21 protein-coding genes are annotated in these 22,789 nt (G+C 67.2%); 10 read left to right on the top strand and 11 right to left on the bottom strand.

Translation table 11 applies throughout. The features are described from left to right. Positions 1-7: 7 nt before the first annotated feature. Complete coding sequence (locus Q0071_RS03215; protein WP_298165222.1) at positions 8-1,441, bottom strand: circularly permuted type 2 ATP-grasp protein; 1,434 nt, start codon at positions 1,439-1,441, stop codon at positions 8-10. 182 nt (positions 1,442-1,623) lie between these two features. Between Q0071_RS03215 and Q0071_RS03210 the strand changes: the two genes are divergently transcribed. After that, positions 1,624-3,711, top strand: coding sequence for a molybdopterin oxidoreductase family protein (locus Q0071_RS03210; protein ID WP_298165219.1), 2,088 nt, complete (start codon positions 1,624-1,626; stop codon positions 3,709-3,711). 4 nt (positions 3,712-3,715) lie between these two features. On the opposite strand, the gene Q0071_RS03205 is transcribed toward Q0071_RS03210, so the two are convergent. Beyond that, complete coding sequence (locus Q0071_RS03205) at positions 3,716-4,264, bottom strand: DUF3617 domain-containing protein (protein ID WP_298165216.1); 549 nt, start codon at positions 4,262-4,264, stop codon at positions 3,716-3,718. 77 nt (positions 4,265-4,341) lie between these two features. Then, positions 4,342-5,262 (bottom strand): YdiY family protein, encoded by a 921-nt coding sequence (locus Q0071_RS03200; RefSeq protein ID WP_298165213.1) that lies wholly within the window; start codon positions 5,260-5,262, stop codon positions 4,342-4,344. Positions 5,263-5,537: 275 nt separating this feature from the next. Here Q0071_RS03200 and uvrB point away from each other — a divergent pair, with 275 nt between their 5' ends. The 4 genes from uvrB to Q0071_RS03180 all read left to right on the top strand — a co-directional run bounded on the left by uvrB (position 5,538) and on the right by Q0071_RS03180 (position 9,366). After that, on the top strand, positions 5,538-7,727 hold the full coding sequence (gene uvrB / locus Q0071_RS03195) for an excinuclease ABC subunit UvrB (RefSeq protein ID WP_298165211.1): 2,190 nt from the start codon (positions 5,538-5,540) through the stop codon (positions 7,725-7,727). A gap of 316 nt (positions 7,728-8,043) precedes the next feature. Then, a complete protein-coding gene (locus Q0071_RS03190) occupies positions 8,044-8,400 on the top strand; it encodes a type II toxin-antitoxin system RelE/ParE family toxin (RefSeq protein WP_366885974.1) in 357 nt (118 codons plus the stop codon). Next, positions 8,381-8,668, top strand: coding sequence for an addiction module antidote protein (locus Q0071_RS03185; RefSeq protein ID WP_298165209.1), 288 nt, complete (start codon positions 8,381-8,383; stop codon positions 8,666-8,668). Before Q0071_RS03190 ends, Q0071_RS03185 begins: the two co-directional genes overlap by 20 nt. Positions 8,669-8,838: 170 nt before the next feature. Further along, positions 8,839-9,366 (top strand): hypothetical protein, encoded by a 528-nt coding sequence (locus Q0071_RS03180; protein ID WP_298165207.1) that lies wholly within the window; start codon positions 8,839-8,841, stop codon positions 9,364-9,366. A gap of 4 nt (positions 9,367-9,370) precedes the next feature. On the opposite strand, the gene Q0071_RS03175 is transcribed toward Q0071_RS03180, so the two are convergent. From Q0071_RS03175 to tsaD, 4 genes are all read right to left on the bottom strand, one after another. Next, the gene (locus Q0071_RS03175; RefSeq protein WP_298165205.1) at positions 9,371-9,850 is read right to left on the bottom strand and encodes a hypothetical protein; all 480 of its coding nucleotides are present in this window, start codon (positions 9,848-9,850) and stop codon (positions 9,371-9,373) included. Between the two features lie 73 nt (positions 9,851-9,923). Continuing rightward, positions 9,924-11,432 carry a lipopolysaccharide biosynthesis protein gene (locus Q0071_RS03170; RefSeq protein ID WP_298165203.1) on the bottom strand — a complete coding sequence of 503 codons (1,509 nt, stop codon included), beginning with the start codon at positions 11,430-11,432 and terminating at the stop codon, positions 9,924-9,926. Beyond that, complete coding sequence (locus Q0071_RS03165) at positions 11,425-12,438, bottom strand: NAD(P)H-dependent glycerol-3-phosphate dehydrogenase (RefSeq protein WP_298165201.1); 1,014 nt, start codon at positions 12,436-12,438, stop codon at positions 11,425-11,427. Before Q0071_RS03165 ends, Q0071_RS03170 begins: the two co-directional genes overlap by 8 nt. Beyond that, on the bottom strand, positions 12,435-13,484 hold the full coding sequence (gene tsaD, locus Q0071_RS03160; RefSeq protein ID WP_298165200.1) for a tRNA (adenosine(37)-N6)-threonylcarbamoyltransferase complex transferase subunit TsaD: 1,050 nt from the start codon (positions 13,482-13,484) through the stop codon (positions 12,435-12,437). The genes Q0071_RS03165 and tsaD overlap by 4 nt, the downstream gene beginning before the upstream one ends. Before the next feature lie 45 nt (positions 13,485-13,529). Here tsaD and hemC point away from each other — a divergent pair, with 45 nt between their 5' ends. Genes hemC through Q0071_RS03145 form a run of 3 tightly spaced genes read left to right on the top strand, consistent with a single transcriptional unit; the run spans position 13,530 to position 16,094 of the window. Then, positions 13,530-14,474, top strand: a complete 945-nt coding sequence (hemC, locus tag Q0071_RS03155; protein WP_298165198.1) for a hydroxymethylbilane synthase — start codon at positions 13,530-13,532, stop codon at positions 14,472-14,474. A gap of 12 nt (positions 14,475-14,486) precedes the next feature. Further along, positions 14,487-15,179 carry a uroporphyrinogen-III synthase gene (locus Q0071_RS03150; RefSeq protein ID WP_298165196.1) on the top strand — a complete coding sequence of 231 codons (693 nt, stop codon included), beginning with the start codon at positions 14,487-14,489 and terminating at the stop codon, positions 15,177-15,179. Positions 15,180-15,206: 27 nt separating this feature from the next. Next, entirely contained in the window at positions 15,207-16,094 is an 888-nt protein-coding gene (locus Q0071_RS03145) for a hypothetical protein (RefSeq protein WP_298165194.1), read from the top strand. A 177-nt stretch (positions 16,095-16,271) separates the two neighbouring features. Here Q0071_RS03145 and Q0071_RS03140 read toward each other — a convergent pair whose 3' ends face one another. After that, complete coding sequence (locus Q0071_RS03140) at positions 16,272-17,510, bottom strand: UbiH/UbiF/VisC/COQ6 family ubiquinone biosynthesis hydroxylase (protein WP_298165192.1); 1,239 nt, start codon at positions 17,508-17,510, stop codon at positions 16,272-16,274. Further along, complete coding sequence (locus Q0071_RS03135) at positions 17,507-19,216, bottom strand: alkaline phosphatase family protein (RefSeq protein ID WP_298165190.1); 1,710 nt, start codon at positions 19,214-19,216, stop codon at positions 17,507-17,509. The genes Q0071_RS03140 and Q0071_RS03135 overlap by 4 nt, the downstream gene beginning before the upstream one ends. 188 nt (positions 19,217-19,404) lie before the next feature. Here Q0071_RS03135 and Q0071_RS03130 point away from each other — a divergent pair, with 188 nt between their 5' ends. Continuing rightward, positions 19,405-21,486, top strand: coding sequence for a protein-disulfide reductase DsbD domain-containing protein (locus tag Q0071_RS03130; RefSeq protein ID WP_298165188.1), 2,082 nt, complete (start codon positions 19,405-19,407; stop codon positions 21,484-21,486). Between the two features lie 3 nt (positions 21,487-21,489). Here Q0071_RS03130 and Q0071_RS03125 read toward each other — a convergent pair whose 3' ends face one another. Continuing rightward, positions 21,490-21,681, bottom strand: coding sequence for an excalibur calcium-binding domain-containing protein (locus Q0071_RS03125; RefSeq protein WP_298165456.1), 192 nt, complete (start codon positions 21,679-21,681; stop codon positions 21,490-21,492). Here Q0071_RS03125 and Q0071_RS03120 point away from each other — a divergent pair. After that, positions 21,649-21,888 carry a hypothetical protein gene (locus Q0071_RS03120; protein ID WP_298165466.1) on the top strand — a complete coding sequence of 80 codons (240 nt, stop codon included), beginning with the start codon at positions 21,649-21,651 and terminating at the stop codon, positions 21,886-21,888. The genes Q0071_RS03125 and Q0071_RS03120 overlap by 33 nt on opposite strands. Positions 21,889-21,958: 70 nt before the next feature. Here Q0071_RS03120 and Q0071_RS03115 read toward each other — a convergent pair whose 3' ends face one another. Then, complete coding sequence (locus tag Q0071_RS03115) at positions 21,959-22,726, bottom strand: SDR family NAD(P)-dependent oxidoreductase (RefSeq protein ID WP_298165454.1); 768 nt, start codon at positions 22,724-22,726, stop codon at positions 21,959-21,961. Between the last annotated feature and the right edge of the window lie 63 nt (positions 22,727-22,789).

The raw sequence follows: 22,789 nt of genomic DNA, 5'->3' as shown, positions 1-22,789 counted from the left end.
CCGCATATCAGTCATCCAGCACCCAGCTGTCCTTGGTGCCCCCACCCTGCGACGAGTTCACCACCAGCGAGCCCTTCTTGAGCGCGACGCGGGTGAGGCCGCCGGGCGTGATGTCGATCCCGCCGGGGGAGACGAGCACGAAGGGCCGCAGATCGACATGGCGCGGGGTGAGCCCGCCGCGGCCAAGGATCGGCACGGTAGAGAGCGACAGCGTTGGCTGCGCGATATAATTGTGCGGCCGCGCGGCAAGCTTGGCGGCGAAGGCGGCGATTTCCTTCTTCGTCGAGGTCGGCCCGATGAGCATGCCGTAGCCGCCCGAGCCATGGACTTCCTTCACCACCAGTTCCGAGAGATGCTCGAGCACATACTTCAGCGCATCCGGCTCCGAACAGCGCCAGGTCGGCACATTGGGGAGGATGGGCTTCTCGCCGGTGTAGAATTCGACGATTTCGGGCATGAAAGAGTAGATCGCCTTGTCATCGGCGATGCCCGTGCCCGGCGCATTGGCAATGGTGATCCCGCCCGCGCGGTAGACGTCCATGATGCCCGAGACGCCCAGCTGGCTTTCCGGCTTGAACGACAGCGGATCGAGATAATCGTCGTCCACCCGGCGGTAGAGCACGTCGATCGGCGTGTAGCCCTGCGTGGTGCGCATGGCGATGCGGCCGTTCTCGATGCGCAGGTCGCTGCCCTCGACGAGTTCAGCACCCATCTGATCGGCGAGGAAGGCGTGTTCGAAATAGGCGGAGTTGTAGATGCCCGGCGTCAGCACCGCGACGACCGGTTGGTGGCCCTTGGCGGCGGGCGGCAGGCAGGCGGCGAGGCTGCGGGCAAGGCGGCGCGGATAGTCCGAAACCTCGCGCACGCGGACCCGCGTGAACAATTCCGGGAACATCGCCATCATCGTCTCGCGGTTCTCCAGCATATAGGAGACGCCAGAGGGCGTGCGCGCGTTGTCTTCCAGCACCATGAAGTCGTCCTCGCCGGTGCGGACGAGATCGATGCCGACGATATGGGTGTAGACCCCGCCCGGCGGCGTGAAGCCGACCATCTGAGGGAGGAAGGCCGGGTTCTTTTCGAGCAGCCGGGCGGGCAGGCGGCCCGATCGGACGATTTCCTGCCGGTGGTAAAGATCGTGCAGGAAGGCATTGAGCGCCCGCACGCGTTGTTCGATCCCGCGCGAAAGCCGCCGCCACTGGTGCGCGGTGATAATGCGCGGCACCATGTCGAACGGGATCAGCCGCTCCTCGGCGTCCTCGCTCCCGTAGACATTGAAGGTGATGCCGGTACGGCGGAAGAACGCTTCAGCCTCCGTCCCCTTGCGGCGCAGCAAGTCTGCCGGCTGATTGGCATACCATTCTTCATACCCGCAATAGGCCGGGCGCACCGAGCCATCGGCGGCAAACATCTCGTCATAGGACGAGGGCGAGGCTGCTTTCATGCGATCATCCCGATGCGCCGAAGCTTGCACAGCGCGCGGCCTTTGCCAAGCGCCATGCTGCACTTGCGAGACAAATTTGTAACTGAACTGCGCGGCAAAGGGTTTCGCCGCTTCGCGCTTGCCTTGGCAGTGCCAAGGTGACACGTTTAACCGTACGGCTAATTTCCGGGAGAGAGCAAGCCATGGGCGAGATCCATCACCGCACCTGCCATATCTGCGAAGCCAATTGCGGGGTGCTGGTAGAGCTCGAGGGACCCCCGGGATCCAAGCGCGTGGTGTCGATCAAGGGCGATCCGGATAACCCCCTCTCGCGCGGGCACATCTGCCCCAAGGCGACCGCGCTGGAAGACCTGCAGAACGATCCCGATCGCCTGCGCGCACCGCAAAAGCGCGTGGGCGAGGACTGGCACGAAATCAGCTGGGAGCAGGCCTTCCGCGAGATCGGCGAAAAGGCCCGCGCCATTCTCGCCCGCGATCCTGCCAGCACCGCGACTTATGTCGGCAATCCCAACGCGCACTCCTATGGCAACGCGCTGAATGCCCATCACCTGACCAAGGCGCTCGGCACCAGGAACCAGTTCTCCGCGAGCACGGTGGACCAGATGCCGCACCAGGTGGCGAACCTGCTGCTTTATGGCCATGCCAGCATGTTCGGCATTCCGGATATCGACCGCACGGAGACGCTGATCATCATCGGCGGCAATCCGATGGCATCCAACGGCTCGGTCTGGACCGTGCCGGATTTCCGCAATCGGGTACGGGCTCTGAAGGCGCGCGGCGGGCATCTGGTGGTGATCGACCCGCGCCGCACCGAGACTGCCAAGATTGCGGACCGCCACGTGTTCGTGCGCCCCGCGAGCGACGTGTTCCTGCTCGTCGCACTGCTCAAGGCCGTGATGGCGCGCAGGCCCTTCCAGCCGGTGCAGGACTTCGTGACGGGGCTGGACGAAGTCGCGGCCCTGCTCGCCCGCTTCGATGACGCCGCCTGCCTTGCCGCATCGGGAGTTGCGGCGGACGACATCGCCTTCCTTGCCGAGCGCCTCACCGCCGGCCCCGCCGCGCTCTATGGCCGCCTCGGCATCGCCACGCAGCGGCACGGCACGCTCAACGCCTGGCTCATCGCACTGATCAACATCGCCGCCGGGCAGATCGACCGCGAGGGCGGCACCGTGTTCCCGATCCCCGCGCTCGACACGATTGCGATGCTGCCGCGCGGCTCGCTCGGCAAGTTCACCTCGCGCGTTTCGGGCCACAAGTCGGTGCTGGGCGAGTTTCCCGCCGCCGCGCTGGCCGAGGAGATCGAGACTGAAGGGCCGGGCCAGATCAAGGCGCTGTTCGTGGTCGCGGGCAATCCGGTGCTTTCGACCCCCAATGGCCCCCGGCTCGACAAGGCGCTGGCAGGGCTGGAACTGATGGTCTCGGTCGATATGTACCGCAACGCCACCAGCCGCCGCGCGCACTATATCCTGCCGCCGACGGGGCCCTTGGAGCGCGACCATTATGGCCTGTTCCTGCTGCCAATGGCCGTGCGCAATGTTGCGGTCTATTCAAAGCCCACGCTGGAGCGCGAGGACCCTGCCAGCTTGCACGACTGGGAAATCCTGCGCGGCCTTGCCCAGGCGATCAGCGGCCAGCCGGTGCAGGAGCCGACCCCGCGCGAGGCGCTCGATCATCTGCTCAAGACTGGCCCCTACAAGGTCTCGCTCGCCGAGGTCGAAGCCGCGCCCTCCGGCCTCGATTTCGGGGCGCCGAAGACGGGCATTCTCCCCGATCGCCTGCGCAGCGACGATCAGACGATCGCCTGCGCCGTCCCCGCCTTCATGGAAGCGCTCGCGGCGCTGGAGGTGGAGGTGCCCGAGACCGGCAAGCTCACCCTGATCGGGCGGCGGCATTTGCGCACCAACAATTCCTGGCTCGCCAACAGCCACCGCCTGACCAAGGGGCCGAACCGCTGCACGCTGATGATCCATCCGCACGATGCCGCGCCGCTGGGGCTTGAAGACGGGGACATGGCGGCTGTTCGCTCATCCTCGGGCGAAGTCATCATCCCCGCCGAAGTGACCGAGGACATGATGCCGGGCACGGTCTCGATTCCCCACGGCTGGGGGCATGATCTGCCCGGCGTGGCGATGCAGGTGGCGCGTGAGCGAGCCGGGGTCAGCGCCAATGCGCTCACCGAATCCGGCGCGCTTGATCCGCTTTCGGGCAACGCCGCGCTTTCGGGCGTGCAGGTGGAGGTGGCAAGGGCAGCGCTGGAAGCGGCGGAATAGCCGCCTACTTCTCTTCCTTGCCGGTGCATTCGCCGTTGTGCTTGGCGTTCAGTTCCATCTGCATCGACATCGGCTTGCCCTGCGGCCCCATGCCGCCAATCGACATCGTCATCTGGTAGGTCTCGGGCGTGTAGCTGCCGACCATGGCCATGGTCTGCACCCCCTGCTCTGCCTTGCACGTCATCTTCGCGTCGATCTTGCCGCCGCCCATGCTGAAGGTGTCATACTTGCAGCGCTCATCGGCCTGGCCGAAGAACTTGGCGTCGGGCTTCTCGGCCTCTTCCTTGGTGAGGCAAGTGGCAAAGGTGCGGTCCTTGCCGAGCATCTTGCCCATCATTTCCTTGGCCTCGGGCGGCATGCCTTCCATCTCGATCTTGACGAACTTCATCGTCGATTCCCACCGCCCGGGATTGAACCGCAGCCCGGCGTCGGAAACCTTCTTGGCCACGTCCGAAACGCTTTCGTTGGTGGCGGTGACGGTTTTCCCGCTGCCACAGCCGGCCAGCGCCAGTGCGGTGGAAAGAGCCACGAGTGGCAGAAGGGGCAGGCGCATGGGTTCAGGTCCTCTCGCTGATGTGATGACAGGGCTAACACCCGCGCGGCGGTTTTCCAATGATCCGCCTCACCGGCCTAGAAGCCGTAGAGCAGGGTGAGCCGACTGGTGGTGTCCGTCAATGTGCGCGCGACGCCCGAGCCGGCTTCGTGCTGCAGCGTGTAGGAAAGCCGGGCCTTGAGCTTGCTGCTGAGGCGCGAATCCAGCGCGGCCAGCGTGTAGTAGGTCCGGCGGACCGCATCGAAATAGGTGCTGACTTCCTGGCTGTAGTTCAGCGTGGGGGTGAGCCTGATCTTGAGATCGGCCAGCGCGACTGCCGAAAGGGTCTGCTCCTGCGGCCCCTCCACAGGCTGCGTCACGCGCAAGGCGGGGCCTGCCTTGATGCTCAGCTTCCGGCCGTCCCCCTCGAGCAGATTGTACCCGAGCCCGGCTGACAGGCTGTACCGGTCAATGAAGCCCTGAAAGCGGTCACGCTCATACTGGCCGAGGCCGAACACATAGCCATGGTCATCGAACTTGTAGTTGGGCTCCAGCGTCAGCCTGATCTGGTTTCGCGTCACCTCGTCCGAAGTCTTCTGGTAATCGATCCGGCCCGATGTGGCGACGCGCCAGCGCCCCTTCTCCGCGACCACGGTGAGGCGCCCGACAAAGCCCGAACCCGGAGCGCTACCGGTGCTGACGAAGGCCCCCAGTTCGCCTTCGCCGCTCCATTTGACGGGCATGGCGAAGAGGGCGGGCTGCAACGGCTCGGGATCCTCAAGCGGAAGTTCGACCTTGACGTCCCTTCTCGCCAGCGGGAGAGGCTCGGCCAACCACGCCAGCACGCTGCGGCGCAGGGCCCAGGCCGATATGGCCGCCTGCGCTTCGGGATGCGCCTGCTGCAGATATTGCACCAGCGCGTCGAGCGCGCGCGGATCGTGCGAGGCTTCGACCGCTGCCAGCACGTCCGCCATCTCGGCGGGCAGTGGCCCCGCCTCCGGTACCGCATCCTGCGCCATCACCGGCGCCGAGGGCAGCAGGACGGCAAGGACCGCGACCGCGATGATGCGCTGAGAGACCTGCAGTTCCCTGATCCTTCACATGCCGCAAGGAGGCTTGCGGTGGTCACGCTACCATCCGGCGTGATATAGCAAACGCCGCCCCATGCCTATCCGTCGCGGCGCAGGCAGCCGGCCATGACGACGTATTCAGGGCCGCTTCCGGGTGCAGGAAAAGGTATAACGGGCAACGCGTGCCGATTGCATGGACGCGGTTTGTTCCCCATATTCGCGCTATGGCCGAACTCGTGATCCGCAGGGGCTTGGAAGAGCCCGATACCTCTGAAAACTTCGTTCCGCACAAGCCCGTGCGACCCGAGAAATCGGAAGGCGGGCGGCCGTTCCGCGTTGTCTCCGAATACCAGCCGGCGGGCGACCAGCCGACCGCGATTGCCGATCTTGTCGCCTCGGCAAAGGAGGGCGAGGTGACGCAGGTGCTGCTCGGCGTGACGGGCAGCGGCAAGACGTTCACGATGGCCAAGGTGATCGAGGAACTGCAGCGCCCCGCGCTGATCCTTGCGCCCAACAAGATCCTCGCTGCGCAGCTCTATGGCGAGATGAAGAGCTTCTTCCCGGAAAACGCGGTCGAGTATTTCGTCTCCTACTATGACTACTACCAGCCCGAAGCCTATGTGCCGCGGTCCGACACCTACATCGAGAAGGAAAGCTCGGTGAACGAGGCGATCGACCGGATGCGCCATTCAGCCACCCGCGCGCTGCTGGAACGGGACGACGTGATCATCGTCGCCTCGGTTTCGTGCCTCTACGGCATCGGCTCGGTCGAGACCTATTCGGCGATGATCTTCGATCTCAAGGTGGGTGACACGGTCGACAACCACGAGATCATCCGCAAGCTGGTGGCGCTGCAGTACAAGCGCAACGATGCGGCCTTCCAGCGGGGCAATTTCCGCGTGCGGGGGGATAATCTGGAGATCTACCCCTCGCACTACGAAGACATGGCCTGGCGCGTGTCGTTCTTTGGGGACGAGATCGAGGCCATCAGCGAGTTCGATCCGCTGACGGGCAAGGCCGGCACGAAGCTTTCCAAGGTCCGCGTCTACGCCAATTCGCACTATGTAACGCCGGGGCCGACGATGAAGCAGGCGGCGGACGCGATCCGCTTCGAGCTGACCGAGCGGCTCAAGGAACTGGAAGCGGAAGGCAAACTGCTGGAGGCGCAGCGGCTGGAGCAGCGCACCAATTTCGACCTCGAAATGATCCACGCGACGGGTAGCTGCGCCGGAATCGAGAACTATTCGCGCTTCCTGACGGGGCGCATGCCGGGCGAGCCGCCGCCGACGCTGTTCGAGTATCTGCCCGACAACGCGCTGCTGTTCGTGGACGAAAGCCACCAGACCGTGCCGCAGATCGGCGCGATGTCCAAAGGCGACCACCGCCGCAAGATCACGCTGGCCGAGTATGGCTTCCGCCTGCCAAGCTGCATCGACAACCGCCCGCTGCGCTTCAACGAATGGGACGCGATGCGCCCGCAGACCGTGGCGGTTTCGGCAACGCCGGGGCACTGGGAGATGGAGCAGGCGGGCGGTGTGTTCGCCGAACAGGTCATCCGCCCGACCGGCCTGATCGACCCGCCGGTGGAGATCCGCCCGGTCGAGGACCAGGTGCAGGACTGCATCAACGAATGCCGCAAGACCGCCGAGGCAGGCTACCGCACGCTCGTCACCACGCTGACCAAGCGCATGGCCGAGGACTTGACCGAGTTCATGCACGAGGCGGGCCTGCGCGTGCGCTACATGCATTCGGACGTAGAGACACTGGAACGCATCGAACTGATCCGCGACTTGCGCCTCGGCGTCTATGACGTGCTGGTGGGCATCAACCTGCTGCGCGAGGGGCTTGATATCCCCGAATGCGGGCTGGTGACCATTCTGGACGCGGACAAGGAAGGCTTCCTGCGCAGCGAAACCTCGCTGATCCAGACGATCGGGCGCGCCGCGCGCAACGTCGATGGCCGCGTGATCCTCTATGCCGACCGCATGACCGGCAGCATGGAACGCGCGATTGCCGAGACCGACCGCCGCCGTGAAAAGCAGCGCGCCTACAACGAGCTCCACGGCATCACCCCCGAATCGATCAAGCGCGACATCCACGACATCGTGGCCGACACCGCGAGCCGCGACGGGGTGCTGGTAGAGATCGAGACCGAAGGCGGCGCCAACAACCTCGTCGGCCACAACTTGCGCGCCTATATCGAGGAGCTGGAACGCAAGATGCGCGCTGCAGCGGCGGATCTGGAATTCGAGACGGCCGGGCGGCTGCGCGATGAAATCCGGGCTTTGGAGGCCAACGAGTTGGGGCTGCCGGATGGGGAGAAGAAAGCGCCGATTGTGGGCCGCAGCAACGAAGGCAAGCCGGGGACGCGCAAGACGCGGTACGGGAAGAGCCAGAAGAAGTGGGGGAAGTGATGCTTCTTGATTTTTTATGTCAGAACCCATATCTGTTGTCTGTCAGCGAGAAATCGCGCTGCAAATGACTGGGCGGCTGAGACACTAGGCAAAGTCACTCCATTTACGAGCCACTAAGTGGCAGGAGCTGCCTATGTCTAACTATGAAGCCGTCAATTTGGCCCTCACCGCTATGCTTGTAGTTCTCGGCATTCTCGGCTTAGCCTTGAAAGCATTCGAGGCAGGACGCAAGAAATGAGCAGAACAGCCAAGCCATATATTGGTCTTCTTGCCTACTGCACCACAGTCGCATCCCACTGTGAATGGGTGTCCGCCCATGATTGACAAAACTCCAATTGTCCTTCATAAAGGACAGGCCTTCGAGCTGGTGGAAGCACCGATGTTCTCGGAATGGCTCGGCTCCCTGCGGGACCGGCGGGCAGTGGCCAGAGTCCTTGATCGCCTGAAGCGCGCGTCGAACGGCAACTTCGGGGATTGCAAGTCCGTCAAGGGCGGCGTGTCCGAAATGCGGATCGACTATGGGCCGGGCTACCGGGTCTATTTCTTCCAGCGGGGCAAGGAGCTTGTCATTCTTCTTTGCGGGGGTGACAAGCGCACGCAGGATGCCGATATTGCTCAGGCAAAACGGCTTAAGGAAGAGATCGAGCAAGAGGATGGAACTGCGCCCGTTTGATCCCGCCAACCACCTCGAAACCGAGGAGGACATCCTGTTTTATCTCGAGGCCGCGATGGAGGGGAATGACCCCAAGCATATCGCCAGTGCGCTTGGCGATGTCGCTAGGTCCAAGGGAATGACCGAGATCGCCCGCAAGACCGGTCTTGGCAGGCAAGCACTCTACAGCGCGCTGTCCGAAAGCGGCAATCCGACACTTGAAACGCTCGTCGCTGTGTTGTCGGCACTGGGCCTTGAACTGACCATCCAGAAGCGCTCGGCAGCATGATGGCAGACATGACGCGGTGGAAGTGGGGGCGGTAGCATCCACCTCGCACCGCACGCGGATATCTATCCACCGCGCTGCGCCTTTCCCTATCTTGCGCTGGCCTTGAAATTCGGCTGCTTGGGTCTGACCTCAGTGCTGCGGCGATGATCGCGTCGCAAAAGGATGAAGCCTTGATTTCGCGTGTCATGCCTCCCCTGCTCGTCCTGCTGCTGGCGGCCTGCTCGTCCTCTTCGGCGACGACGACGGCGGGCAAGGATGGCCCGGTTGACGGCGTGCGCGTCGCCATGCCGGCAGATAGCCCCGCGCGCCCCGCCACGCGCGCGCCGGATGCCAAGGGCGCATGGGCCGCCGCGCCGGATGCCGCCCGCTTCGGCTATCCGGGTGAGGCGCCGCTGCTCAGCCTTGAATGCCGCCAGGGCTCGCTTGTCGTCACCCGCAATGTCGCCGCTCCCATCGGGGCCGCCGCGCTCTTCGCGCTGCAGGGGAGCGGTTATATCCTGCGCCTGCCGGTCGATGCGACGGCAGTCGCGGGCCAGCGCGGCTATGTCTGGCAGGGCGCGATCCCGGCCGATGACAAGCGCCTGACGCTGTTCAAGGCGAAGTTCGTCGGCACGCTTCCGGGCGGCGGACATATCGCAGTGCCCGCCAGCGAAGTCCCCGGCGGGCTGATCAAGCGCTGCGCCGCCAAGGAATCTTGAGCGCTTAAAGCTTGCCGAACTTCGCTTCGTAGGCGCCGGTATCCCCGCTCGAAAGCAGCTTGGCCTGCTCGATCCAGTTGTCCCGCGTCGCGCGGCCCGCAAAAGCTCCCAGCTGCGCGTCGATCCGCGCCACATCCGCTTCGGTCCACGCCGCGATCTCGGCATAGCGCGTGACGCCGAGCGCCCGCAGCGCGGTGCTGATCTTTGGGCCAAGGCCCTTGATCCGGGTCAGGTCGTCGCCTTCATCCGTGGCGGGTGGCGGTGCTTCGGCGAGCACCGGCGGCGGCGCTATCGCGGCGGCGGGCGGCGCATCGATCAGCGCTGAATTGCGCGAGGCGGGCGCGGCACCTTCGGACAGGACATCGCGGTACTCGCGCTTTTCCGGCAGCGCTTTGCCGCGCCGCAACAGGAAGACCAGCGCCAGCACCAGCAGCACGGCAATCGCGCCGACCAGAACCGCGTTTGCCTGAATCCATTCCATCATCGATCACCCCAAGACTTGCCGGACCTGTCCGGCGCTTTCCCATGCGCAGCGGCTGAAGCCAAGACCCCCAGCTTCAGAGTGTCTGCTTGCGGAACAGGATGCGGTCTTCCGGTCCGAAGCCGCGCCGCCAGATCACCGCGCCATAGACGCCGAGGATCGCGGGGATGCCGAAGGCAAGCTCGACCCACTCAGGCAAGAGCTTTGCCGCAAAGCCCACCAGCACCGCTGGCGCTGCCGCCCAGATCAGCGCCCAGCGCCAATTGCTGATCCGCTCGCCCAGCAAGCTGCCGAGCAGCAACGATTTGGCGAGCGACGCGCAGCCGAGAGCAATCGCCAGCGCGGCGGCGGCTCCCGCCGCCTGGATCAGCGGATCGAGCCCCGCCCGCCGCGCCGCCAGCATGAAGCCCACGGTCAGCGCCGCCTGCAGCGCGATGGTGGCAAGGCTGATCCACAAGTTGCGCAGCCGCGCGATGTAAATCAACGCCGCCTCACTCACCACGGCGGTGGCGGCGGCCACTTCGGCCGCGAGCAGCAGCGCCAGCGCGGCGGTCCCGGCCACGAAGCCCGGCCCCACCAGCCCCATCACCGCCGCGCCCGGAATGCCCAGCGCCAGCGCCACCCCGGCCTGAGCCGCGATGATCCAGAAGCCCACCTGGCACACCTGCCGCGCCACCGCGGGGAAGTTTCCGCCTTGCAGATTGCGCGTGATCACCGGGCCAAGGATCGGCTCGAAGCTGGTCTTGAGCTTCTGCGGCAGAGTCGCGACCTGCTGCGCCACGTAGTAGATGCCCACGACCGCAGGCGGCGCCTGAAACACGCCGAGCAGGAACAGATCGAGCTTGCGCGTGCCCCATTCGATCGCATCCGCACCGGCCAGCGGCAGGTTGCTCACCGCCAGCCGAAGGAGATCGATCGGGCGCGGCGACCACTGGCGCGGCAGACCATAGCTCCTGAGCAGGGGCACGAAGGCGGTCAGCGTTGCGGCAAAGATCGAGGCGACATAGGCGAGGATCAGCCCGGATTCGCGGATCGAGAGGAAGGTGAAGCCCGCCAGCCACACCGCCCCTGCCACGATGGACAGCGTCCACGGCTCGACGACCGACCGGGCCCGCACCGTCGCGCCGACATCGAAGCGATAGGCCAGCGCCGCCAGCGCGATATCGCCCAGCGCGATCGGCAGCACGGTGAGCGGCAGCAGGCGCTGGAGCGGGGTGAAATGCCCGCTCGGAAACATCGGGGCCGGGAAGATATAGAGCAGCGCCGCCAGCACGGCTGAGACGAAGCCCGACAGCAGCAGCGCATCGGCAACCACTTCGGCGCCGTCGCGGTCATCGCTCGCCAGCTGCTGCGCCAGGCCGCGCTTCTGGCCGAGCGTGGCCAGCTGCGCCGCCAGCTCCACCGCGATGGTGGCTGAGGCAAAGCGGCCCAAGTCCTCTGCGCCGTAAAGCCGCCCGGCGATGAACAGGAACGGGATGCGCGCGGCAAGGCGGAGCAGGAAACCGAAGAAATTGGTCCGCCCGCCCTTGGCCAGCGCGGCAATGTCCTGCTGTTCGGCGGAGAGGGGGGCGGCGGCTTCAGCCAAGCGGGGCCTCCGCACGAAGCGGGCGGGCCAGCAGCTGCGCCACCAGCGCGCGGGGCGAGATCGCGCCATCGAGAAGGGCGGCGACTCCGGCTGCAATCGGCATGGCGATGCCGCGCTCATCGGCGACGCGCACGAGCACCGGCGCGGTGAACGCGCCTTCGGCCACGGTGCTGCGCTCCGCGAGCAGAGCCGCCGCGCCGCCAGTGCGGTCGCCTTCCGCGCCGAGCGCCATGCCGAGCGCGAAATTGCGGCTTTCGGAGGAGGAGCAAGTAAGCACCAGATCGCCAAGGCCCGAAAGGCCCGCCAGCGTTTCACCTTCCGCGCCCATCGCAAGGCCGAGGCGCTGCATTTCGGCAAAGCCCCGGCTGATCAGCGCCGCGCGGGCGTTGGCGCCAAGGCCCAGCCCTTCGACCACCCCGCAGGCAATCGCCAGCACATTCTTCACCGCGCCGCCGATCGAAGCGCCGATCACGTCCGCCGAATAGTAGGGCCGGAATGAGGGCCGCGCGATGACGGGTGAAAGCCGCGCCCATTGCGCCTCCCCCCCGGCGCAGGCGAGCGTCACGGCGGTTGGCAGTCCTTCAGCCACTTCATGTGCAAAGGTCGGCCCGGAGAGGACGGCCAGCGCCGCACCCGGTGCAGCGGCGGCGGCCACCTCGCTCATCAGGCGGCCTGTGCCCTGCTCGATGCCTTTGGCGCAGAGCACGATGTCGGTTCCCTGCGGCCCAAGCTGGCCCAGCACCGTGCCGAGATGCTGCGCCGGCGTGACCAGCAGCAGCACCGGCAGCACGGCGAGATCGGCGAGATTGCCAGTCGCGCGGATCGTCGGATGGAGCGCAGCGCCCGGCAGAAAGCGCGGATTGCGATGCTGCGCGTTCACCGCATCGACCACATCGGCCTCGCGCGCCCAGAGCAGCACGTCGCGGCCATCGCTCGCGAGCATTTGCGCCAGAGCAGTGCCCCATGCGCCGCCGCCCACGACGCCGACTTGAGCCGCCTCGCTCATGCCTTCACCCCCGCGCCGCGCACCGGCTCCGCATCGGGATCGAGCGGCCAGCGCGGGCGCGCCAGCACGTCGAGCGAATCGGTGAGGCCGGCGGCAAGACGCTCCGCCCCGGCCCAACCGATCATCGCAGCGTTATCGGTACACAGCTTCGGCGGCGGTGCGACGAGGGGCAGCCCGGCCTCCTCCGCCAGTGCCGTCAGTGCGCCGCGCAGGGCCGCATTGGCGGCAACCCCGCCCGCGACAACCAGCGCCGTCACCGGCCCTGCAGCCGCCATCGCGCGGCGCGTGCGATCGATCACGCAATCGATCGCGGCCTGCTGGAACGATGCGGCGATATCCGCCGTCTGGTGGATGCCGGCATCATGGGCGCGCATCACCGCGCTTTTCAGGCCCGCGAAGGAGAAATGCGGCTCCGCACTACCCAAGAGCGGGCGCGGCAGCGGGACAGCCCTGGCATTACCTTCGCGCGCCATCCGCTCCACCGCAGGGCCGCCCGGAAAGCCCAGCCCGAGGATCTTCGCGGTCTTGTCGAACGCCTCACCCAGCGCGTCGTCGATGGTCGTGGCGAGGCGGCGATACTGGCCCAGTCCGCGCACTTCGAGGATTTGGCAATGCCCGCCCGAGGCGAGCAGCAGCAGATAGGGGAACGCGAGGTCCGGCTCCGCCAGCCGCGCAGACAAGGCGTGGCCCTCAAGATGGTTCACCGCCAGCAAGGGCCTATCCACCGCCATCGCCAGCGCCTTGGCCGTTACCAGCCCGACCATGACCCCGCCAATCAGGCCCGGCCCCGCCGTGGCTGCAATCGCATCCATGTCCGCCAATGTGAGCCCCGCGTCTTCCAGCACCGCGCCGACCATGGGCGCGAGGGTTTCGGCATGGGCGCGCGCGGCGATTTCTGGCACAACGCCGCCATAGGGGCGGTGTTCCTCATCCTGCGAGGCGATGCGCTGCGCGACAATGCGCGCGGCGAGCGTGGTGCCCGCCCCGTCGATCACGGCGACGGCGGTTTCGTCGCAGGAGGATTCGATGCCGAGGATCAAGGCCATGGGAGACTTTCCCTTAGAGACATTCCCCGTTACGGCAAGTGACGCATGAACACGCCCATAACGCCCACCGCTGCAAACCCGCTCAAACTGGGTACGCGCCGCTCTCCGCTCGCCATGGCTCAGGCCGAGGAAACCCGCCGCCGGCTCTGCGCCGCGCATGGCTGGGAGGAGGATGTGATCGAACTTGTCACCGTGGTTGCCAGCGGCGATCAGGTGCTTGATCGCCCGCTCGCCGAAATCGGCGGGAAGGCGCTGTGGACCAAGGAACTCGATGCCTGGCTGGCCGATGGCAGCATCGATTTCGCGGTCCATTCGATGAAGGATGTGGAAACCGAGCGCCCAGCCACGCTGATGATCGCCGCCGTGCTCCCGCGTGAGGATGTGCGCGATGTGCTGGTCGGCGCGGAGAGCGTGGCGGCCATTCCCGCCGGCGCACGGGTCGGCACCAGTGCCCCGCGGCGCGCCGCGCAGATGCTCCACGCCCGCCCCGATCTCACCGTGGTCGGCTTCCGCGGCAATGTCGCGACTCGCCTCGGCAAACTCGAAGCGGGTGAGGCGGACGTCACGCTGCTCGCCGCTGCCGGGCTCAACCGGCTGGGCCAAAGCGCGGTTGGCAGCCCGCTCCCGTCCGACACCTGGCTCCCCGCCCCTGCGCAGGGCGCTATCGGCGTCGAATGCCTCGCCGCCCGCGCCGATCTCGTCGCGCTGCTCGATGCCATCGATCACAAGCCGAGCCACGCCGCCGTGATGGCCGAACGCGCCCTGCTGCGCGGCCTTGGCGGCACCTGCCACAGCCCGATCGCGCTGCTCACCACCGCCGAGGGCACGGACCTGACGCTGCGCGCCGCGCTGTTCAGCCCCGATGGAGCGGAGCGGATCGAGGCGAGCGCCACCTTCCCGGCGGGCGACAGCGATGGCCCCGCCGCGCTCGCCCGCACCCTGCTGGCCAGCGCGCCCGAGGCCATTCGCCGCCACTTCACCGGCAGCTGAGGCCACCCGGGGATGATCCCGGTGATCGTGATCCGCCCCGAACCGGGCAACGCCGCCACCGTGGCTGCCGCGCGGACGCTCGGCCTTGATGCGCAGCCGTTTCCGCTGTTCGACATGGCTCCCGCGCAGTGGACCGCCCCCGATCCCGAGCCTTACCGCGCGCTGCTCGTCGGCAGCGCCAACGTGTTCCGCCTCGGCGGCGAGGGCCTTGCGCGGCTGAGGGGCCTGCCCGTCCACGCTGTCGGCGCGGCCACCGCAGAGGCCGGGCGCGCGGCCGGTTTCACCGTGGCATCGATTGGCGAAGGCGGCCTGCAGCCGATGGTTTCCGCCCTGCCGCCGGGCCGCTATCTGCGCCTTGCCGGCGAAAAGCGCGTGCCGCTCGCCATGCCCGAAAGCGTCGAGGTCGACGATGTGGTGGTCTATGCCGCTGCCGGCCTGCCGATGCCGCCTGCGCTCATCCACATGCTGGCGAAACCCGCCGTTGTGCTGCTGCATTCCGGAGAAGCCGCCGCTCATTTCGCCGCAGAATCGGACCGGATCGGCGTGGCTCGCGGGCAGATCGCGCTGGCCTGCCTTGCCTCACGAATCGGGTCCATGGCGGGGCTCGGCTGGCAACACATTGAAATCGCAGAGACACGTACCGATCAAGCAGTGCTGGCACTCGCCGTGCAAATGTGCGAGAAAGTGTCACCAAGAGGACACTAACAACTGAAAAATGATCCTATGCAGGACATGACCTTTGGTTCGCCCCTAGCTCTGCAACGCAACCGGACTGGTCGCGGGCGGGCGGTGCTGGCTGTCCTCTTCATCCTCGCAGCGCTCGCTGGCGGCGCTTGGTACGGCTGGAAGACCGGCTGGCTCGAAGTCCACGTCTCGGGCCTTGCTGCCTCGCCAATCCCCGCGCCCTCGGCCTCGATGTCGCAGGCCGCAGCGCAGACCACCGCCAACCTCGCAGCGACCGATGCCGCGCTCACCGCCGCCGCTGCCAAGGTCTCCGTGCTCGAGCAGCGCCTTGCCGAACTCAACCAGCAGGCCGTCGCCGCAGCCGGTCAGGCCACGCAGGCCGAAGCCCTGCTGGTCGCCTTCGCCGCCCGCCGCGCGATCGAGCGCGGACAGCCGCTTGGTTACCTTGAAGCCCAGTTGCGCGTGCGCTTCGGCAGCACCCAGCAATCCGCCGTGGACCGCGTGATCGCCGCCGCCCAGAAGCCGATGACGCTCGCCATGCTGAACGAAACCTTCGAGAAGATCAGCCCGCAGCTAACCGGCGGCGCGCAGAGCGAAGGCACGTGGGACTGGCTGACGCGCCAAATGAGCGAACTCTTTGTCATCCGCCATGCCGACAGCCCCTCCCCCACCGCCGAAAGCCGCGCGATGCGCGTGCACGAGGCGCTGGCCGGGGGCCGCATCGATGTCGCCATCGCCGAAGTCGAGCGGATGCCAGGCAAGGATGCCGCGACCGAATGGCTCGCCCACGCCCGCGATTTCGCGGCTGCGCAGCACGCACTTGATCAGCTCGAAACCGCCGCGCTCTCCTTCCCGCCGACACCGCCGGTTGTGGCTAAGCCAGATGCTGTGGCTCCAGTCGACGCACCCTCCGCAGCGGCAACGCAAACAGAGTAAGCCGTTTCTCGCAGAGACGCGGAGGAAAAGAGGACCGCAAAGGAGGAAGTCCTGCGCCGTAAACGCACCGCGCGGTGAACAACCTCAGTCAGGAAAGCGGCTTCGCCAAGTTCGCGACATCTCTGCGCTCTTCTTTCCCTCCGCGTCTCTGCGAGAAATCGGTAAAAAACCGCGCAATCAGGCTTGCTGCAGCAGGCTCGGCAGCGCGCCGCTCATGCCGCGTGCCTCGTCCATGAAGAAGCGCTTGAGCGCCGGAATGCGCTGCACGCCCGCCATGCCCAGCCGCCGGATCGCCGAAGGCAAGCGCCCCGGAACGCCAAACAGCCGCGTCAACACATCGGTCGCCGCCGAGACCATGAAGGTATCCGCCGCGCGCCAGCGTTCGTAGCGCGCCAGCAGCTGCGCATCGCCCGGATCGAGCCCCAGCCGCATGCCGTCGGTCAGCACTTCCACCAGCGCCGCCACATCGCGCAGGCCAAGGTTCAGCCCCTGCCCGGCAATCGGGTGCATCCCGTGCGCAGCATCGCCGACGAGCGCGAGCCGGTCTGACACCATCCGCGCGGTGTGGTGGAAATTGAGCGGCCAGGAAGAGCGCGGCCCCATCAGCCGCACTTGCCCCAGCACATCGCCCATACGTTCCTGCACCGCGCTCTGGAATGCGCCATCGGGCAGCGCCATCGCGCCGGGCGCATCCTTCTCGCTCACCGTCCACACCAGCGCGGAGCGGTGATTGCCGTCAGCATCGTCGAGCAGCGGCAGCAGCGCGAAAGGCCCCGCCGGATAGAAGATTTCCCACGCCACGTTGCCGTGCGGCTTCGCATGCGCCAGCCCCACGATCATCGCGCGGTGGCCATAGCTCCAGCGCGCAGCGGTGAAGCCTGCCTCGTCACGCGTTGGCGATGCGCGGCCTTCGGCGCCCACCATGAGGCGCCCCTTGATCACGCGGCCATCGGCGAGCGTCACCGCCACGCCATGCGCATCGCGCTCCCGCTCCGCCACTCGCGCATTGGGCAGGAAGGTGATGAGGTCCTCCTTCGCCGCCGCATCGTACATCGCCACGCGCAGATCGCGGTTGGCGAACATGCGGCCCAGCGAGCCGTCTCCGGGGGCGGGCTGGAAATCGATCCGCCCGGGCTTCATCCCGTCCGTCACAGCGATCGAATCGATCGGGCAGCCCAGCGGCTCGAGCACCTCGGCAAGGCCGAGATGGCTGTAGAGATTCCAGCTCGCGGTCGAAATCGCCGAGGCGCGGCCATCGAAGCCTTCGGCGGTCTGCGCCGAGGGGTCGGAGCTGTCGATCACCACGCTGGGGATGCCCGCCTTGGCGAGACCGATGGCGAGCGTCATCCCGACGAGCCCGCCGCCGATGATCACGATGTCAGAGGTCATCGTCTGGTTTCTGGGTGTCTCGCTCATGGCCGTGCTCCGCAAGTATCGCCAGTGCCCGCATCGAGATCGAGGCAGCGCCCGTCGAACGCGCCGGCCGGAACCGGCAGGCCGATCAGTGCCGCAAGCGTGGGGGCGATGTCCACCGTTTCGACCGGGCTGGGCTGTTCGAAGGAGGCCATCCCCTTGCGCCAGAACAGCATCGGCACGCGCCGATCATAATCCCATGGCGAGCCATGCGTCGCGACATAGCCCGGCCCCGGCACCGGAATCGGCACCACTCCGCGCTTCAGCATCAGCACGAGATCGCCCGAGCGCGGGCGATAGAACGAGGCCTTGGCGCGCGCGATCAGCGGCCAGTTCTCGGGCGAACCGGTTCCGGCAGGCGCTGCCTCGATTTCATCGGCCGTGAAGGCCGCAGCCACGTCAGGATCGGACACCAGCACGGCTTTCAGCGCTGCGAGGGCGCGGGCCTTGTCTGCTGGCGCCAGTTCGCGCCGCAGCCAGATATCGCCCGAAGCACCATCGGAGAGGATGAGGCCGCTCGGATCGAGCCCGGTCTTGGCCGCCACCGCCGCGCTCAGCGCTTCGGGCAGGAGCGATTTGCTCACCCGGTGTGAGGCGGGCAGCGCCTGCTCGCCCAGCCGCTCGGGCATATCGAACCCGCCGTGATCGGCCGTCAGCACCACGGCATAGTCGATCCCGCGCTGGTCCAGCGCCACGAAGAAATCGCCCAGTGCCAGATCGAGCTGCTGCATCTGGATGCACATCTCGCTGCCTTCGGTGCCATAGCCGTGGCCGACATAATCCGTTGCGGAAAGGCTGACTGACAGCACATCGGGCGTCGCGCCCTTGCCAAGCTTGTTCTCGTCCACCAGTTCGGTCGCGAGATCGATCGTCGCGCGGTCGAGCCGCGGCGAGGCGCGGAAGCCGTTCTTGTCGCCCGGGGCCAGCGCAAAGCGGCCGGTGCCAACCGCAAACGTGCTGCTCAGCGGCACGGCACGGTCCTTGGCCTTGCACCAGTCAGGCAGCGAAAACTCCGGCGCGCCCGCGCTCAGCACTTCGCCAAGCGCCTTGTTCTCGTTCACCGCCGCCGGGGTCAGCGCGCGCCCGTCGAGCGAGGTGAAGCCTGCGCCCTTCCACCAGTAGACGCTGTCGATCACATGGCCGCCCATCATCAGCGCGGCGCGGTCCTTGCCTGAAACGGCGACATTGCGGCTGGTCGGCCAGAGCGCCTTGACCCGCTCACCCAGCGTGGGGACGAGGAGGTGACCGACCGAGGCGACATAGTCCTTTGGGTCCGCCGCCGCCTGAGTCTCGTCCTCGGCGCAGTAGACGGCCTTCTTGCCGCGCGCGACTGACTGGTCGATCCAGGTGTTGGCGATGATCCCGCTGCGCGCGGGGTGCACCCCGGTCAGGATCGTGGAGTGGCCCGGGCAGGTCTCGGTCGCGGCATGGCTCTGATAGCCCGCCGGAAACACCGCGCCTGTGGCGAGCCGCGCCAGGCCGCCGGTAAAGTGCGAGCGGTACTGCGCGAAAAGGTCTGCCGAGAACTGGTCGATGGAGATCGCGACGATGAGCTTGGGCGCATTCGCGGCCGGCAGGACCGCAGGAGCAGCCGCCGGTGCCGGTGCCCGTTTCGCGGCCGGACGTGCCAGCCCGCAGTGCGGCAGGACGATCACGGCGGCGAGCGCAGCCGCGCCCAGAGTGACGGACCGGAACGTGCGAAGCGCCATAGGAGGTAACCTTTCTCGGTACTTGGCCGAACCGGAGTCGCCTGCTCCGGGCCGGGCCGCTGCGTGATGGCCCCGGCGGCGCATGCGCGCAAGAGGCCTCGCGTAGCTGCTTGCCCGCAAAGGCACCGGGGGCGCCGGAGCCGGGCGGGCAGGTGGCCAAAGCGATTGCGGTGCGATAGACGAGGCATATGGCATTCCTGCGAAACATCGCCCTTCTGCTCGCGGCCTGCTGGCTAGCGCTGGCTGGCCCGCCCGCTGCGGCGCAAGGGCCACACATCCGCGCCTCGCTGCTCGCCGAGCGGCCCGCAAAGCCCGGCGAGACGATCACCCTCGCGGTGCTGATGCAGCCGGACAAGGGCTGGCACGGCTATTGGACCAATCCCGGCGATGCCGGCCTGCCGATCACGCTCGAATGGACCCTGCCGCCGGGCGCTGGCACCGGCGCGCTCGAATTCCCCGTGCCGCAGACGCTGCTGCTGCAGGGCTTGATGAACCATGTCTACGAGCATGACTACGCCGTGCTCGTGCCCTTCACCGTACCTAAAGATGCTGCCCCCGGCACCACGCTGCCGATCAGCGCCAAGGCCAATTGGCTCGCCTGCACCGACGCGATCTGCGTGCCCGAAAGCGCGACGTTGCAGGGCACCGTCACCGTGGGCAGCGGTGCTGCGGATGCGCGCTTCGATGGCTGGCGCGCCGCGCTGCCTGCCCCGCTCGACCGGCAAGGCACCTTCGCAGCATCCCCCACCGGCTGGCGCATTGCGCTGCCCTTCCCGGCGGGCGCCGCCATTGGCGAACCGCACTTCTTCATCGATGCGCAGGGCGTGGCGAGCTACGCAAAACCGCAAGCGTTCAGCCGCGTGGGCGATACTCTCGTGATCGAGCTCGCCAAGGCTGCCTTCCCCTCGCCAGAGCCGCCCGCCACGCTCTCCGGCGTGCTGTCGCTGGGCACCGGCGCGAAGGGCGAATCGCTCGGCGGAATTGCCTTCACCGCCGCACCCGGCGCGGTGCCGACGGGCGGCACACCGCTCGGCAAGGGGAGTGCGCCCGCACCGTTCTCCGCCGCCACGCTGGTGCTCGCCATCCTTGGCGCGCTCGTGGGCGGGCTCATCCTCAACGTCATGCCCTGCGTCTTCCCGATCCTCAGCCTCAAGGCGATGGCGCTGGCCCGCGCAGGCAGTCATAACGCGCATGTCGAAGGCCTGGCCTACACCGCCGGCGTGATGCTGGCGTGCATGGGCCTCGGCGCGGCGATGCTGGCATTGCGCGCGGCGGGCACGCAAGTCGGCTGGGCATTCCAGTTGCAGGACCCGGGCGTCGTCGCGCTCCTGCTGCTCCTCGCGGTCGCGATCACGGCGAACTTCATGGGGCTTTATGAGCTGCCCGGCCTTTCCATCGAAAGCGGCGGCGGCACAGGCAAGGGTGGCTGGGTCGGCGCGTTCGGCACCGGTCTGCTGGCTGCTTTCGTCGCCACGCCCTGCACCGGCCCGTTCATGGCCGCTGCGGTCGGCGCCGCGCTGGTCTTGCCGGCATGGGCTGCGATGGCGGTCTTCGCCGCGCTCGGTTTCGGCCTCGCGCTGCCGTTCCTGCTGCTGGGCTTCGTGCCTGCGCTGCGCCGACTGCTGCCCAAACCCGGCGCATGGATGGAGCGCTTTCGCCGCGCGATGGCCGTGCCGATGGGGCTGACGGTGCTGGCGCTGTGCTGGCTGGCGTGGCGGCTGGGCGGACCGGCTTATGCGGCAGGTGCCATCGCGCTTGCCGTGCTGGTCGTGGCGCTGCTGATCATGATCGGCCGCGCACAGCGGCAGGGCCTCGGCACGATGAAGTGGGCCCTGCCCGGCAGCGTCGCGCTGGCCGCTCTCGCCCTCGCCGCCACGCCGCGCCTCGCCACGGCAGGCCCCGGCGGCGCGGTGGAAGCGGGCCTCCTCGATGCCAAGCCCTTCAGCGAGGCCGCGCTGGCTGCGGCGCGGGCTGAGGGCAAGCCGGTGTTCGCCTATTTCACCGCAGACTGGTGCCTATCCTGCAAAGTCAACGAAGCCGCCGCGATCGAGCGCGAGACCACGCGCGGTGCCTTCCGCAAGGCCGGCGTCGTCGTGCTGGTGGGCGATTGGACGCGGCGTGATCCCAAGATCACCAGCTTCCTTGCGCAACAGGGCGCAGCGGGCGTGCCGCTTTACCTGTGGTATCCGGCCAAGGCCGCCGAGCCGCAAAAGCTGCCGCAAGTGCTGAGCGCGGACTTCATGGCGGGGCTGCCGGGGGGCTCAAGCTAGCATTCAGGGTTTGATTGGCCGCGTGTGCATCCAGAGCGCACTCCAGCGGTATGGCTCGCAAGCCACCCCGTCTGCATCCGCATCAAGGCTGACACGATAGCCGGGTTCCCCGATGTACAGTGGCACGGTGCCTGCGGCTCGCGCCTGATCGCAACTGATCCAATGATCGCCCGTCTGCGGCGCGCGCTTTCGCATCAACCCGAGATTTACCGCAGCCGAACCTACCCAGTTTCTCGCGGTCGCCAGCGCACCATCGTTGATCGCCAAGCTCGCAGTTCCGGTTCCGATTCCTACAATTGCCGCCAAGGTGAGCACGCCGAGGCTCTTCCGATGCTTGCCAAGCAAGCCTGCACGCGCACGCCGTTCTGGCCGTGCCGCTACAAGACGCAGGTTACCCCGTGATCGCATGACATGCGGTTTAGCAGGCTATGGTAAAATCTCCGTTTGCCCCGATGCCTGCTGCCGCCGCCCCCTACAAACTCTGCCCGTCGTCCACCGTGATGTGCGAGCCCGTTACCTGCCGCGCAGCATCGCTGGCGAAGAACACCATCGGTTCATCGAGCGCGGTGATCTCGGTCAGGCGGCGGCGGGGCCAGGTGTTGATCTGGGCCTTGCCGCCTTCGGTATCGAACCAGTCGCCAGCGATTTCGGTGCTGATGTAGCCGGGCTGGATCGTGTTGACGCTGATCCCCAGCCGCGCCCATTCCTGCGCGAACTGGCGGCCGAGGTGCTGCACGGCGAGCTTGGTGGAGGCGTAGGAGGCATCGCCCTGCCCGGTCATGTGCGAGGTGATCGAGCCGATCAGGATGACGCGGCCCTTTTCGCTCTGCTTCGATCCCGCCTTGATCATCCGCCGGGCGCCCTCGCGCGCGGTGAGGTAGACGCCGGTGAAATTGGTTTCGACCACGCTGCGGATCCCCTCTGCCGGCACGTCGATCGCGCGGCCCGGCACGACGATCCCGGCATTGGCGACGACCACATCGGGAACGCCGATCTCAGCCTCAGCCGCATCGAAGGCCGCGATGATCGAGGCCTCGTCGTTCACATCGAGCGCGACAGCCAGCGCCCTGCCGCCGCCCGCGTTGATCTCATCCGCCAAGGCCGCAATGCGCTCCACGCGCCGCGCGCCGATGACGACGGCAGCGCCCTCGCCCGCATAGAGCCGCGCGAAATGCGCGCCGAGACCCGAAGAAGCGCCGGTGATCAGCGCGATGCGTCCTGCCAGTCTGTTACCCGTCATGTGAACTTGTTGTCCCTCGGAAAGCCGGTGGGCGGCAGCCGCCCAGCCGCGCCGCGCGCGACC

This window comes from Novosphingobium sp. (assembly GCF_027486195.1).
In the GTDB taxonomy this organism is placed as follows: Bacteria; Pseudomonadota; Alphaproteobacteria; order Sphingomonadales; family Sphingomonadaceae; genus Novosphingobium.
The sequence above is the reverse complement of the archived record's forward strand: the minus strand, read 5'-3'. Positions and strand labels throughout refer to the sequence as shown.

Bases quoted from the DNA above. Each gene is read 5' to 3' on its own strand.
- Q0071_RS03120 (WP_298165466.1), top strand. From the start codon at position 21,649: ATGATCGCCCGTCTGCGGCGCGCGCTTTCGCATCAACCCGAGATTTAC.
- Q0071_RS03115 (WP_298165454.1), bottom strand. From the start codon at position 22,726: ATGACGGGTAACAGACTGGCAGGACGCATCGCGCTGATCACCGGCGCT.
- Q0071_RS03140 (WP_298165192.1), bottom strand. From the start codon at position 17,510: ATGAGCGAGACACCCAGAAACCAGACGATGACCTCTGACATCGTGATC.
- Q0071_RS03125 (WP_298165456.1), bottom strand. From the start codon at position 21,681: ATGCGAAAGCGCGCGCCGCAGACGGGCGATCATTGGATCAGTTGCGAT.
- Q0071_RS03175 (WP_298165205.1), bottom strand. From the start codon at position 9,850: ATGATGGAATGGATTCAGGCAAACGCGGTTCTGGTCGGCGCGATTGCC.
- Q0071_RS03185 (WP_298165209.1), top strand. From the start codon at position 8,381: ATGGAACTGCGCCCGTTTGATCCCGCCAACCACCTCGAAACCGAGGAG.
- hemC (WP_298165198.1), top strand. From the start codon at position 13,530: ATGAACACGCCCATAACGCCCACCGCTGCAAACCCGCTCAAACTGGGT.
- uvrB (WP_298165211.1), top strand. From the start codon at position 5,538: ATGGCCGAACTCGTGATCCGCAGGGGCTTGGAAGAGCCCGATACCTCT.
- Q0071_RS03200 (WP_298165213.1), bottom strand. From the start codon at position 5,262: ATGGCGCAGGATGCGGTACCGGAGGCGGGGCCACTGCCCGCCGAGATG.
- Q0071_RS03135 (WP_298165190.1), bottom strand. From the start codon at position 19,216: ATGGCGCTTCGCACGTTCCGGTCCGTCACTCTGGGCGCGGCTGCGCTC.
- Q0071_RS03130 (WP_298165188.1), top strand. From the start codon at position 19,405: ATGGCATTCCTGCGAAACATCGCCCTTCTGCTCGCGGCCTGCTGGCTA.
- Q0071_RS03210 (WP_298165219.1), top strand. From the start codon at position 1,624: ATGGGCGAGATCCATCACCGCACCTGCCATATCTGCGAAGCCAATTGC.
- Q0071_RS03205 (WP_298165216.1), bottom strand. From the start codon at position 4,264: ATGCGCCTGCCCCTTCTGCCACTCGTGGCTCTTTCCACCGCACTGGCG.
- tsaD (WP_298165200.1), bottom strand. From the start codon at position 13,484: ATGGCCTTGATCCTCGGCATCGAATCCTCCTGCGACGAAACCGCCGTC.
- Q0071_RS03145 (WP_298165194.1), top strand. From the start codon at position 15,207: ATGACCTTTGGTTCGCCCCTAGCTCTGCAACGCAACCGGACTGGTCGC.
- Q0071_RS03215 (WP_298165222.1), bottom strand. From the start codon at position 1,441: ATGAAAGCAGCCTCGCCCTCGTCCTATGACGAGATGTTTGCCGCCGAT.
- Q0071_RS03150 (WP_298165196.1), top strand. From the start codon at position 14,487: ATGATCCCGGTGATCGTGATCCGCCCCGAACCGGGCAACGCCGCCACC.
- Q0071_RS03190 (WP_366885974.1), top strand. From the start codon at position 8,044: ATGATTGACAAAACTCCAATTGTCCTTCATAAAGGACAGGCCTTCGAG.
- Q0071_RS03165 (WP_298165201.1), bottom strand. From the start codon at position 12,438: ATGAGCGAGGCGGCTCAAGTCGGCGTCGTGGGCGGCGGCGCATGGGGC.